The 12592-nt window shown below is 61.5% G+C and carries 10 protein-coding genes and 2 pseudogenes; 3 read left to right on the top strand and 9 right to left on the bottom strand.

Features of this window, described 5'->3' with window-relative positions:
- Nucleotides 1-6: 6 nt before the first annotated feature.
- The 3 genes from IVB18_RS17800 to IVB18_RS17810 form a co-directional block, all read right to left on the bottom strand.
- Nucleotides 7-810: a saccharopine dehydrogenase NADP-binding domain-containing protein gene (locus tag IVB18_RS17800; RefSeq protein WP_247990327.1), complete on the bottom strand. Its 804-nt coding sequence runs from the start codon at nucleotides 808-810 to the stop codon at nucleotides 7-9.
- Between the two features lie 249 nt (nucleotides 811-1059).
- Nucleotides 1060-1650 carry a malonic semialdehyde reductase gene (locus IVB18_RS17805; RefSeq protein WP_247990328.1) on the bottom strand — a complete coding sequence of 197 codons (591 nt, stop codon included), beginning with the start codon at nucleotides 1648-1650 and terminating at the stop codon, nucleotides 1060-1062.
- 66 nt (nucleotides 1651-1716) lie between these two features.
- Nucleotides 1717-2076 (bottom strand): GYD domain-containing protein, encoded by a 360-nt coding sequence (locus IVB18_RS17810; protein WP_247990329.1) that lies wholly within the window; start codon nucleotides 2074-2076, stop codon nucleotides 1717-1719.
- A 669-nt stretch (nucleotides 2077-2745) separates the two neighbouring features.
- Between IVB18_RS17810 and IVB18_RS17815 the strand changes: the two genes are divergently transcribed.
- Complete coding sequence (locus tag IVB18_RS17815) at nucleotides 2746-3675, top strand: glutamate cyclase domain-containing protein (protein ID WP_247990330.1); 930 nt, start codon at nucleotides 2746-2748, stop codon at nucleotides 3673-3675.
- 228 nt (nucleotides 3676-3903) lie between these two features.
- On the opposite strand, the pseudogene IVB18_RS17820 reads toward IVB18_RS17815, so the two are convergent.
- Nucleotides 3904-4076, bottom strand: a pseudogene (locus tag IVB18_RS17820) (CopD family protein); the annotation flags it as partial.
- Between the two features lie 132 nt (nucleotides 4077-4208).
- On the opposite strand from IVB18_RS17820, the gene IVB18_RS17825 reads away from it, so the two are divergent.
- Both IVB18_RS17825 and IVB18_RS17830 read left to right on the top strand, forming a co-directional pair.
- Complete coding sequence (locus tag IVB18_RS17825) at nucleotides 4209-4694, top strand: adenosine-specific kinase (protein WP_247990331.1); 486 nt, start codon at nucleotides 4209-4211, stop codon at nucleotides 4692-4694.
- A gap of 629 nt (nucleotides 4695-5323) precedes the next feature.
- Nucleotides 5324-5656 (top strand): GYD domain-containing protein, encoded by a 333-nt coding sequence (locus IVB18_RS17830; protein ID WP_247990332.1) that lies wholly within the window; start codon nucleotides 5324-5326, stop codon nucleotides 5654-5656.
- Nucleotides 5657-6105: 449 nt separating this feature from the next.
- Here IVB18_RS17830 and IVB18_RS17835 read toward each other — a convergent pair whose 3' ends face one another.
- From IVB18_RS17835 to IVB18_RS17860, 5 genes and pseudogenes are all read right to left on the bottom strand, one after another.
- Nucleotides 6106-7866, bottom strand: a complete 1761-nt coding sequence (locus IVB18_RS17835) for an IS1634 family transposase (RefSeq protein WP_247983291.1) — start codon at nucleotides 7864-7866, stop codon at nucleotides 6106-6108.
- A gap of 1090 nt (nucleotides 7867-8956) precedes the next feature.
- Nucleotides 8957-9688: a protein-L-isoaspartate(D-aspartate) O-methyltransferase gene (locus IVB18_RS17840; protein ID WP_247990333.1), complete on the bottom strand. Its 732-nt coding sequence runs from the start codon at nucleotides 9686-9688 to the stop codon at nucleotides 8957-8959.
- Nucleotides 9689-9731: 43 nt separating this feature from the next.
- Nucleotides 9732-10832 (bottom strand): dihydrolipoamide acetyltransferase family protein, encoded by a 1101-nt coding sequence (locus IVB18_RS17845; RefSeq protein WP_247990334.1) that lies wholly within the window; start codon nucleotides 10830-10832, stop codon nucleotides 9732-9734.
- 20 nt (nucleotides 10833-10852) lie between these two features.
- A pseudogene (locus IVB18_RS51475) lies at nucleotides 10853-11831 on the bottom strand (alpha-ketoacid dehydrogenase subunit beta).
- Nucleotides 11824-12564 (bottom strand): thiamine pyrophosphate-dependent enzyme, encoded by a 741-nt coding sequence (locus tag IVB18_RS17860; protein ID WP_247990335.1) that lies wholly within the window; start codon nucleotides 12562-12564, stop codon nucleotides 11824-11826. Before IVB18_RS17860 ends, IVB18_RS51475 begins: the two are co-directional and overlap by 8 nt.
- Between the last annotated feature and the right edge of the window lie 28 nt (nucleotides 12565-12592).

The raw sequence follows: 12592 nt of genomic DNA on the forward strand, positions 1-12592 counted from the left end.
CGACCATCATCTCGTCGTAAACGAAGTCCGTGCCGTAGGGATGACCCAACAGGAATTCGTGCGGTGCACGTTCTTGGTGTTGACCGGCGCCATGGGGAACGGCACGAGCCACACGTTCATGCTCGGGTCGTATTCGGGGATAAGGCCCGACGGCTGAGCCGGCCCAGTGAAACCCGGCGCCAGCGCGAAGGGATCGGTCAGCAGCCGGATCAGGGACGGCTCGCGCGCCGCAGCCGCCAGCGTCGCCTGGGCGCTTGCCGCGGTGCCGCCCGACATACCGCCTTTCACCTTACGAAGGCGGGCTTTAACCCGCCGCGCCGGGCGTCCGAATTTCTCGCGCGCCTTCTCCTGCAACGTGAGCACGCCGAGATCGAACGGGATGGAATCGAAGCCGCAGGAGAAGACGATGCGCGCGCCGGTCCGTTTCGCCTCTTCGTGATGGGCGTCGATCATGCGCCGCATCCACGCCGGTTCGCCGCACAGATCGACATAGCCAGTGCCCGTGGCCGCGCAGGCCGCCACAAGCTCGGGGCCGTAGAGCTGATAGGGCCCGACTGTCGTGATAATCACGGCCGCACGCTCGCACATCGAACGCAGGCTGGCCGGCTCGGCGGCATCCGCCTTCACCAAAGGCAAATCGTCTGGTGCGCCGATGTCGGCACGCACCTTCTGGAGCTTGTCGGTCGCGCGCCCGGCGATCGCCCAGGACGGAGCATCGTCGCCGCGATAGGACGTCGCCAGATATTCGGCGATGAGACGGCCGGTGTAGCCCGTCGCGCCATAGACGATGAGGTCGAAATCCCGTTTCACGACGTTGGTCCTCCTCGAGGCCCGGAGAGCTATCTTCAGATCCGTGTGCAATCGCGCTGTACGCCTCGCGGCCACTGTCGCCAGGGGCCACGCAACATTCGCTACCAGGCGGGCGCTAACCCTTACTCAGACCGGTCTTCCACTGGCTGGGGGCCCTTTTGGGCGCCGACACAGGGTCCCAATCCAACGCCGATTGACACTCAAACGAGCCAGCATGGCGACCGCGATCACGCTGCACACGCACATCAGTTACACGAACGAGCACACCTCGTTGATATCCGGACGCGGCAGACGTTCAAACAAGCCCGCCGGATCGCCATAGCCGATGGCACAGATAAAGTTCGATTTGACTTGGCCACCGGGGAAGAATTCCCGATCGACAGCCTCATTGTCGAACCCAGACATCGGTCCGCAGTCGAGCCCGATGGCCCGCGCCGCCATGATAAAGTAGGCGCCCTGCAGGCTGCTGTTGCGGAAAGCTGTTGTTTCGGCAAAACCGGGCTTGTCGATAAACCAGGATCGGGCATCAACGTGCGGAAACAGGCGCGGCAGCCAGTCGTAGAACCTGGTGTCGTAACCGATGATCGCTGTCACCGGCGCGTCTGTCACCTTTTGCCGGTTACCCTCGAGGACGAGGGGCTTTAATCGCTCCTTCGCCGCCGGCGTCGTCACGAACACGATGCGCACGGGGAAGCAGTTCGCGCTGGTCGGACCCCAGCGCATCAGATCGTACAGCGCAGCGAGTTGCTCACGCGAAACCGGCTTATCGAACCACTTGTTTTGGGTACGCGCCTCACGAAAGATCGTATCAAGCGCGGAATCATCGAGCAGCGTCACCATAAGATGCCTCCTCGCTCTTAAAGCTTTCCTTTTGATTCAAGTTGCGGTTCACTACTCGTCGAGGCGTCACGCGCCGCGATACACGCCAAAGTACGGGAATTCGCCTGGTGGCGGCGTATATCCTGCGTCCTTGGCCTTCTTGAGAGCCTCAAGCCCTTCGTCGAAGGTCACGAGCGGCGTGGTCTTGACACTCTTAACCGCCCCACCAGCTGAGATCGCCATGGACAGCGCCGTGGCGCTCACATTGTCCGGCAGCTGACAGATCACCAGCACGTCGTAATCGCCGAACGTCAACCAGCCGTCGACGACACTGCCGCCGAGCCGTTGAACAACGGGTTTGACGGCCTCCATGCGGTTCTGAGGATCTTTGAGCAGGGCTGCCCACCCGACAGGGGCGTAAGCCGTCTGCAAGGCATAAAGAGCCATGGAGGGTCTCCTTTCAGAGTTTGCCGCCCCCTCGCTCACGCGCAAAACGCATTGCCGCGTTGGGATATCTTTGTCGATCTCCTCGCAACGGCAAGCTCACGGCACCGGTGTTGATATTGAAAATAGTGTAGCACTTCGCGCGACTCCCGTGAAGGCACGCTCGCGCTGGTTACTTGGCTCTGTTCTCCCAAACCGACCGCCCCAGTCTCGCGCCTTTTGACGATCAGGGCTATCTTTCCCTTTGATTGTGCTTTCGGCGAACTGCATGAAGCTCGGCCCCGGTGGCGGTTCCCGGGGAAGAAACGAGCCGCACGCGTTCGTTGGTGATCAGATGACGCATGGTGGCCAAAAGGGTTTCGGCATGACCAAGCACGGCCGATCGGGACACGCGACTCGATCGCCGCGCTTCCGGTTCCTGCAGAACCTCGAAGCACACAAGAACGATCGCAAGGACCGCTCTCGGATCAAGGACCCGAAACAGTCCGTCGAAGAGCTATTCCATCCCCGGAAGCCAACACGAACCTGACGATCTTTGGATGACATTCGGAAATTCGGGTGCTTGTGCTCGGTACGCGAACGGAGCAGAAGGACCGATGCCATTGCAGGGAGACCGGAAAAGCCTGCCAGAACCAACCGGCACCTTCGAGAAGCCAAGTCGAGGTGGATACAGTGAACGAGTCGGTAGCCCGGATCGAGGCGATCATTGGGCGCAAAGTCAAACGCGATATCGACCAGATGACCGAGTGGGCAAAAGGCAATCTCGCCCGCGCCGCAGAGGCCATCATGAACACGCCCAACGCGCATGTCGGCATTGTTACCGGCTTCTACATCCAGCACGCGGAGCCGCCTTCTCCAGAAACGGACGGGCTCGGCGGGATGGCCCACTTAGCCGCAGGCCTCGCAAATGCAGGCATCCCGGTCACGGTCATTACCGACACACCGTGTGCAAAGGCGGTATGGGCCGTGGTCGATGCGCTGCCGATGCCCGTCAATCTTGAGGTCGTGTCGACGACGGAGAGTTCGGTTCTCCGCCTGCGGCAGTACCTAGAGACAGGCGATCGGCCGATCACTCACTTGATCGCGATAGAGCGGGTTTCTCCGGCTTCGGATGGAAAGCCCCACAGGGAGCACGGATGGGACATGTCGCGCGAAACAGCACCGCTCCATCTTCTCTTTGACGACCCCGCCGCAAAGCGTCGCTGGTACACGATCGGCATCGGGGACGGGGGCAATGAGATTGGGATGGGATCCTTGCCCAAGGAAATCATCGAAAGCGGAATTCCCAATGGCAAGGTGATCGCCGCGACGACTCCGGTCGATTCGCTCATCGTCGCCGGTGTGTCGAACTGGGGAGGGTATGGGCTCCTTGCTGCAATGGCCTGCACGAAGCCAGCGTTACGGGAAGTTCTCCTGCGTTATTTCAATCGCGACATGGATCACCGGATCCTTTCGGCTGCGGTGGAAACCGGGCAGGCGGTCGATGACAGCCGGGTCGATAATCCCGGGCGACCGCAGATGAGTGTCGACAGCATACCCTGGGAGCAGCACGCGGCCCTTCTTGAGGAGATCTCCGCCGTGGTGGCGTCGCAGGCGCGATGATCCCCCTGAACTGATAGGCCATTCTAGTGATCAAGGGCGAAGCCGTTCCCCTCGAGAGCCTCCGATCGCGGACTCCCCGCCCACGGTCGCGCATTCACGTAGAGTGGATCTTTGTCCCAGCGAACCATCACGTAACCCGCCGGTTCTGAAGGAGGCCAAAGCGCTACTGGAGCAGCTCAGCGGTGACGCCAACTGTATGCACTAAGTGGCGCGGAACATCCGCACAGTGCTCCGCACGCGCCGGTCGGCGGCGGAATCCTTCACCCAGCGGGAAAAAAAGCCGTGGACCGCGGACAGCGCCAGCACCAATGCCAACTTTACGTGCAACCAGCCGGACGCAAACCAATGGCCGGACCACGCGAGATAGAGGCCGGCGAGCCAGTCACGGTCATCGCCGGGTTGGTGATCAAGGGCCGTGACATTGCCGGATCGCCGGCGCTTTCAACCGGTGAAATGGGCCGCCTGTGGCGGCTTGCAATCGCCTTCCGGTGGCCTACCATGAATTGGGTTTCCTACCTTGAAGGAGCGCAGCCATGGAACTCACCGTGGTGCCCATCGTCAAGCCGGACGCCGCCAACTTCGTCTTCGGCCAGTCGCATTTCATCAAGACCGTGGAAGACCTCCACGAGGCCTTGGTGGGCGCGGTTCCGGGCATCCGCTTCGGATTGGCCTTCTGCGAGGCCTCCGGTAAGCGGCTGGTGCGCTGGTCGGGCAATGACGAAGCCGCCCTTACCCTCGCACGCGACAACGCATTGGCCGTCGGCGCCGGCCACACTTTCCTGATCTTCCTGGGCGACGGCTTCTTTCCCGTCAACGTGCTGGCTGCGGTGCGCGCGGTGCCGGAGGTCTGCCGCATCTACTGCGCGACGGCCAACCCGACACAGGTGATCGTCGCGCAAACTGAGCTGGGCCGCGGCGTGCTCGGCGTGGTGGATGGCGCCTCGCCGCTGGGTGTCGAAGCCGACGCCGACATTGTGTGGCGGAAAGACCTGCTGCGAAAGATTGGCTACAAGCTGTAGTGGCTGGATGAAGCGACGAAGCACGCGCCAGGATCGCGGCGAAGATTGCAGCGCGTCAGGTCTGCTTTCAACGATCCTCGCCAGGCCCTTGAATGAGCTATGCCCGGAGGTAGTCTTCCGCAGTGACGTCGCGGTATTCCACGTCCGCCACATATTTCGGCTCGACCACGTTGCCTTCAACGCTCGCATTTGATCTTCAGCCAGGATTCGTTGCGGCCCGACCGGTTTGGTGCCGCGACGTTCTTGGAGACGATGCCCTCCATCTGCATCGCGCTATCCGAAAGCCGGCCGCGGCGCGAGAACGACACCGCCGGGACGCTGTAAGAAGCGGTTTGTGAAGATGACGCAAAGCGTAGCGCGCGAAGGCGGCCCGTTCGGGCCAAGCACGGACTCGTGCATTGCAGCAAACGACATTACATGACTTGCACTTAAACCACGATGCGGCTGATGTGCTGGCGGTGCAGAAGCGATATAGTGATTTCTTGAGTTGCCAGTTGGACGTGCCGAAGTTCCCCTTTGATATTTCAATGGCAACCTGCATGCCGTCGGCGGGCATCGATCTAGACCCGGATTCCGGGTGCATCGAAATTTAAAGTGCATCTTCAGACAACCTTCGAACGGAGGAGAAAATGCCTTTATTCATCACCTACGCCTCGTATTCCAACACCGGCATCAAGGGCATTATCGATAAGCCGATAGATCGCACCGATCCGATCCGGACGCTGGTCGAGAAGGCGGGCGGCAAGCTTGTAGCGGCCTATATGACGACGGGCCCGCATGACGTGGTGATCGTGACCGAGCAGGCTGATGGATCGGATGCGGTCGCCGTTGGAATGGCCGCAGCTGCAAGCGGCGCCGTGGCCAAAATCGAAACGGTACGTGCCTGGACGCTTGGCGAGTTCAAGGGCATCGCCGAAAAGGCCTCCCGGTGTGCGGAAGTTTACGTTCCGCCCGGGCGGTGATTGCGGGCTGCAAGAAAGCACGACCCGGAGTGCCCCGCACTCCGGGCATCCTTGTCAGTTCAGCACCAACGACAGACCGCGATGCAGCGCGTCGGAGACGTTGAAAGTTGCTTCACGTCGAGGAAGTTGCTGACGTGGCGCAACGGCCGCTCACGAAACGACTGCCCGTGACGGTGAGGTAGCAGCGGACGCTGGCGGAGCAGCTTTCTCGCGCCATGATACCGCAATGCTGTGCGCTTGCGGGACGTTGCCGCGATTATCTACGGCTCCGACTTCGAACGCTTCACTTGAAAGGGACGAAGTTCAAAGGGGCCGACCGAGGTGTCGCGGTTGACGGTAAGGGGCCGTAGTCCTTCGGCGTCGTTTGACTTAGTCTAGTCCGAAGTTTTCGCTTGGGAAGTGTGCAAGGGATTGATCCGACTCGATAAGTTGACGGTCGGTGTTTTCAATTACTGGACACGCAGCGGGTCAAGATCGAGCAGCTTGAACGCGGCCTCCTGGACGGAGGTTGGTGTGGAATGGAGCATGAAGCGATGCTTGGTGTGAAGGGGCACGCGCATCGTGTTTCGGACCAGCGTGCCGAGATGGGCGATGAGCGCATCGAAGCTCATGACGTGATGGCCGTCGGCTGATCGCTTTGTTGCCTTCTTGGCCTTCGCCGCCTCAGATGGTTCGGTCTTGGCGACGGGAGAGGTCCGTTCTCCCCGGGCGGCCTCAAGGTCGGTGTCGTGGAACAACAGCGGCGCCAAGGCTTCTCGCAGGTGCCATTCGACGTGATAGGCCAGCATGCACAGGAAGACATGGGCCCGCACGTGCTGTGCCGTCCAGTGGCGGATCGGCCGTATTTCGAGATCGATGGTTTTCATGGACCGGAAGCTGCGTTCGACTCGCGACAGGTCCTTGTAGGCCTGAACCGCCTCTGCAGCGTCGAGATGCCCAGCGGGTATGCTGGTTCGGATGACGTAGATGCCGTCGAGGCGAGCCTCTTCCTCGATCTGCTCGATCCGTCGCTGCCATGAGAGATAGCCATCGGCCACTTCGACGTCGAAGTGCTTGGCCATCTTCTTGCGGTCCAAAACCGCACCAACCGCGATGCCGATCTGGGCGGAACTGCGCAACGCAGAGTGTTTGCGCTGGACCTGCGCTTGAACGCGGGCAAGTTCGTGCTCGGTCGCGGCCAGCAGATCCTCGCGTTTGCGCGCTCGTTCGGCTGCCAGATCGCGATTGCGACAGACGATCAGCCGCTCGCCTGGGAACAGGTCAGGGGCGCTGATTTCGGCGAGATCGCGGTCATCGAACAGCGACAGCTGCAGCGGCCCGTTCTCCGCCGCCAAAGCCTGGATCGCCGGCGCGCGCAGGCAGGTGATCCAATCGACGCCCGCCGGCTTGAGATCATCGCGGATGCGTGCCGAGGTGATCATTCCCCGATCCCCGACCAACACCATACGGCTGATCCCGAAGCGATCCTTGATCTTTTGGACTTGAGAACTCAGCGTCTTCGGATCGGCCGTGTTGCCGTCGAAGACTTCAACCGCAATCGGCAGCCCCTCACGCGTACAGAGCAGCCCGTAGACAATCTGCGGCCGGTCGCCCCGGTGATCGCGGCTATGGCCATAGCGCGCCAGCGGACAGCAGCGGCCCTCAAAGTAGGACGAGCTGACGTCGTAGAGCACCAGCACGCCGTCCTGGAGATGTCGCCGCGCCAAGCCGGTCTCGATCCGCGCCTGGCGCTCGACCAGCCAATCGAGCGCCTCATAGGCCTCGCGCTCCTTCACCTTGCCCAGGCGCAGAACCGATCCGAGGCTGGAGATTGCCGTCTCCTGATCCACCGCCCGTACAAAGCCAAGCTTCGAGCGTGGCGCAATCAACCGATCAACGATCATGGCTACCACCAGATCGTAATGGCGTCGCGATGCCTCATCCTTCGTCGTGCTTAAAATCAGCCGATCCAGTGCAATTCTGCGGATCGTCCCGAGCGCCGCTGCAACATGGCCGTGAGGCAGTGAGCGCTCGATTTGAATCTCGTCCGGTCCGGTGCCAATCACCGTGCCGCCCTTGAGCAGAGCCTTCAGTCCGCCAATCAAATCCACCGGCAGCTTGCTCAGATTGGCCAAGGTCCGCTTCTGCGCGCGGCCATGCTCGTCGCGATACGCCTCCCGCAACAGCACCGCAGGCGGCGAGCCTCGATTGGGAATCGTCTCGATGAACATTCCCAAATCGAATCACATCTCGACTGATTTGGGAATCCCCGTTACATGGATACAAACTGCAAACTACTCTCCGCCCATCCGCCCGAAAGGATTCGTCTTTCAGGTCAAACCAAGCGCAAACTTCGGTCTAGTCCGACACACACACACACGCTCGATTGGCGGATCGAATGAGGTTCACGGAGTGACCGCTGCCAAAAGGCGACATTGCGATATTATGTTAGTCCCAGGCCGATGGTCGGACGTCGCATCAGTCATGCAAGCGTCGACGTGGTAACTTTTCGTACGCGCTGCCTACGTTGGCTTGTGCATAGTAACTCCTTTGTCGGAATCCCCATGCGGACGCACAAGTTGCTTACTGCTCTCATTCTCGCGAGCCTTATCGCTGCGCCATCGATGGCACTGGCCATGGCAGCGAGTTTCGAAAGGCCACTGCGGCCGCCCGTCATCGTCGGCGCCCCTCGGTTGACATCTCCGCGCGCGGCAGCACCCTACGTGATGGACCCCAGTCACGCCACGCTCCACCGGCCGAACGCCGGCGCTAAATTTCAGCGTTGACTGCTGCGCAGGGCTTGAAAGATCTGCTGTGGGTGCAGAACAATCAGCTTTCGCATCGTCGAGTAGTGATTTCGAGCACGTCTCAGACATGATCAGATAAACGACGAGCGAAAGGACGGCTCCGGCCACGTACCAGTAGAACCAATGTTTCCCGCCCGATGGCTTTTGTGGATGACGAAGTGATCTTCGCCGATCCGATACCACTATCGCCGAACTGCCCGGCAATGTCCGAGTTGGGTGTGCGCCGTGCAAAGGCGGCGCTTTCCAGTGGGTGCAAACCCCACCCGGCAACCGCTCCAGCCGGAAGCATCGGAGCAGTCATGGAGGTAACGAAGTGGCTGAAGCCTTCGATTAGCGTGTCACGAATTGGTGACAGCGCGAGTCCGGTCCACCCTCTACAGCGGACCTTATGCGGTTTCCGACCATCTTCGCCTCCGCGCCATTTGTTGCCATTCCAAACGTGCATTCCCGCAAGGCTCGAGCCACATAGCGCCCCCCAAGTCCTACTCCTCAAGAACTGGACCGCTACCGGCTTTTAGTCTTGTGAGCGCGTAAAGGGCACAAACCGCACGAGGGCGACGGCGCGCGTTGTCGTCTTGCCAGGCGCGATTTTTTCGACGACCGTGAGCTGCTGACTGGTGTAAGCGGGCCCCACCGGCATGACGAGCCGGCCACCCACTTTAAGCTGCTCAATCAGCGGCGGCGGTATTTGCCCGAGCGCGGCCGTCACGACGATGGCGTCAAAAGGACCGCATTCGGGCCAGCCGCCATAGCCGTCGCCAAGCCTGACGCTCACGTTGTCATACGCGAGGTCCTTAAGTGTTTTCGCGGCGGCCTCGGCCAATGGCGGGACAATCTCGATGGTGCAAACTTTTCGCGCCAGGCGCGCAAGGACGGCGGCCTGATAGCCCGAACCCGTACCGACTTCGAGCACAACATGATCGGGTGCGACCTCGGCCAACTGCGTCATCAAGGCCACGATGTACGGCTGCGATATGGTCTGGCCGAAGCCGATCGGAACCGGCCTGTCCGCGTATGCGATGGAGCAAGATCGCTCGGATATGAACAGATGCCGTTTCGTTCGCCCCATGGCCTCCAGGACTCTCTCCAACAAACCCTGCTGTCCCAAGGCGCCGTTGTCGGACCAGGCATAGGCCCGGATGGTTTCGACCATGGCGGCGCGCTCGCGGACACATTCTACGTCCTGCGCGGTCGCTTCCTGCGCGACGGCAACAATGGAAAGCACGAGCTGCAACAAGGTCTTCATGATCGTGCTCCAATCGCTCCACGATTCGCGTCGAACTGCTGGTTCACGAAATCCGCTCAAGATCTGACGTGAGCGCGACCAAGAAGCGTGCGGCTTCGCCGCCCGTCACGACGCGATGGTCGAAGGTGAGCGACAACGGCAGCGTGCGTCTCACCGCAGGCTGGCCCCGATGCGCGACGACCCGTTGGGAGATCCGGCCAGCGCCTACGATTGCCGTTTGCGGCGGCACGATGATCAGATTCGCAAACCGCCCGCCGATCATCCCGAAATTCGACAGCGTAATCGTGGCGCCGCGTAGCTCCTCCGGGGGTATCGAGCGCGCGATCGCGTCAGCCCGCAGGCGGTCGAGTCCTGCCCGCAAATCCGGTATGCCCCGCTCAGCGACGTTGCGCAACACGGGAACGATGAGGCCGCCCTCGGTGTCGACGGCGATGCCGAGATCAATGCGCTCGATCAGACGCCGTTCGCCGGACGCGGAATTATACCAGGCATTGAGCGCGGGCTCAGCCTTGCAGGCGGCGGCGATGGCCCGCGCCAGCCGGATCGTCACGTCCTCGCCTTGCCGCCAATCGTCAATGTCGGCGTCATCGGTGACAGTGGCGGGGGCGATTTCGGCATGGGATGCCGCCATGCGTTGCGCCATCGCGCGCCGCATACCGCGCAGGGGCTCGGCTGGTCCACTATGGGACATGCTCTTGGCAGCCCGTTCGACATCGGCCCGCGTGATGGTGCCGCCGGATCCCGTGCCGTCGACGAGGTCAAGGGCAACGCCGAGTTTGCTCGCGAGCGCGCGCACTGCCGGAAACACCCTGAGATCCTGCCCGGTGGGGCGCGCAGAAGGGATTCCTACGGCCTGCGCAGCTTCGCCGCCGCCGAGTTCGCCGACAACGGTGCCGGTGTCCGGTTCGGCGCCCTCGGCAAATTCGACGAGCGGCATGCCGACCTTCACGATATCGCCCTTGGTGCCAAACAGGTGCGCGATGCGTCCGTTTGATGGTGACGGTATCTCAACGACCGCCTTGTCGGTCTCGACGGATAGGAGCAGCTGATCTGTGACGACGTGATCGCCTTCGCTGACATACCAGCTGACGATCTCCGCCTCTTCAAGACCTTCCCCAAGATCGGGCAGCGTGAACTGGTGCATGGGACACAGTCCGTTGGAATCTAGCTGAACTGGCAAACCTTGCGGGCGGCGGTCACGATACGTTCGACCGAAGGCATGTAGTGTTGCTCGAGGCGTGCCATCGGGACGACCGTATCGTAGCCGGTGACGCGGGTCACGGGCGCAAGCAGAAAGGACAGGCCGCGCTCCGCGATAAGTGCTGCGATCTCGGCTCCGAATCCCCCGGTGCGTGCCGCCTCGTGCACGATGACGCAAGGCCCGGTCTTTGCGACCGAACCAAGCAGGGTATCTTCATCATAGGGCTTGAGCGTGGCGAGATCTATAACCTCGGCGGCGATGCCCTCGGCCGAGAGTGCATCGGCAGCCGCCATGGTTTCGTTCAGCGTGGCGCCCCAACTGATCAGCGTGATGTCGCGCCCCTCCCGCAGGACAAAGGCGAGATCCAGCGGCAAGGCTTCGCCATCATCTTCCACCTCGCCTTTCGCCGCGCGGTAAAGGCGGGTTGGCTCCAGAAACACCACTGGATCAGGATTCCGGATCGCTGCGAGCAGAAGTCCGTAGGCGCGTTCCGGCGAGGAAGGCATCACGACGCGCAAGCCAGGAATATGGGCGAGCATCGCCTCCATGCTTTCCGAATGATGCTCGGGCGCGCGAATGCCGGCCCCATGCGGAGTGCGCAGGACCATGGGACAGATGAGCCGTCCCTGGGTGCGATTGCGCATGCGGGATGCGTGGTTCACGAGTTGGTCGAAGCAGGATAAAGAAATCCCATGAACTGGATCTCGCCGATTGGTTTTAGCCCCTGCACCGCTATGCCGACGCAGAGCCCGCTGATGAGGAGTTCGGCAAGCGGCGTACGAGGACGCGCTCCGATCCAAAGCGCTTTTGCAAGCCCACGGGCGCGCGGAAAACGCCTCCATCGACGCCGACATCTTCGCCAAGAACGAGTACACCCGGATCATCCCCCATCGCGCGGGCAAGCGCCAGATTGACGGCTTCGACCAAGGTTACCTCAGGCATCGTTCTCTCCCGCGAGTTCCCGGCGTTGCACGGCATAGGCCTCGGGCAGATCGGCATACAGGTGATCGAAGATGGTTTCGGGTCGACGCGGCTCCATTGTCAGATAGCGTTCGACCGCCGCTTCGATGCGCTCATGGCACTCGGCGGCAAGCTGGTCCTCGTCCGCTTTGGTCCACATTTTTTGGCCAACAAGATGGGTCCTCAAGCGCGTTATCGGTTCTTCCTTCCAATGAGCTTGTACTTCGTCGGCCGAGCGATAGCGTGATGCATCATCGGAAGTTGTATGATCGCCGAGCCGATAGGTGACCGCCTCGATGAAGCGGGGGCCTTTGCCGTCGCGGGCTGCGGCAATGGCCTCCTCAGCTGCGGCACGCACCGCCACCGCGTCACACCCATCGATCTGCTCGCCAGCGAACCCGGCGGCGATGGTCTTCTGCGCCAGCGTTTCGCAGCCAGTCTGCAGTCGCAACGGCACCGAAATAGCCCACTGGTTGTTGGTGGCGACGAACACGACCGGCAATTTGTGCACACCGGCAAAATTCATCGCTTCGTAAACATCGCCTTTCGAGGTGGCGCCGTCGCCGAACATACAAACGGCGACACGCGGTTCCCTCCGCAGCTTGAACGCATAGGCGACGCCTGCAGCATGCGGTGCCTGTGATCCGACGGGAACGCAGAACGGGAAATCGTGGACCGGTCCGGAGAAGCGATTGCCCCGTTCGTCCCCGCCCAAAACAGCAATATCTCCTCCAGTTTGATGC

The organism is Bradyrhizobium sp. 186, from assembly GCF_023101685.1.
Classification (GTDB): domain Bacteria; phylum Pseudomonadota; class Alphaproteobacteria; order Rhizobiales; family Xanthobacteraceae; genus Bradyrhizobium.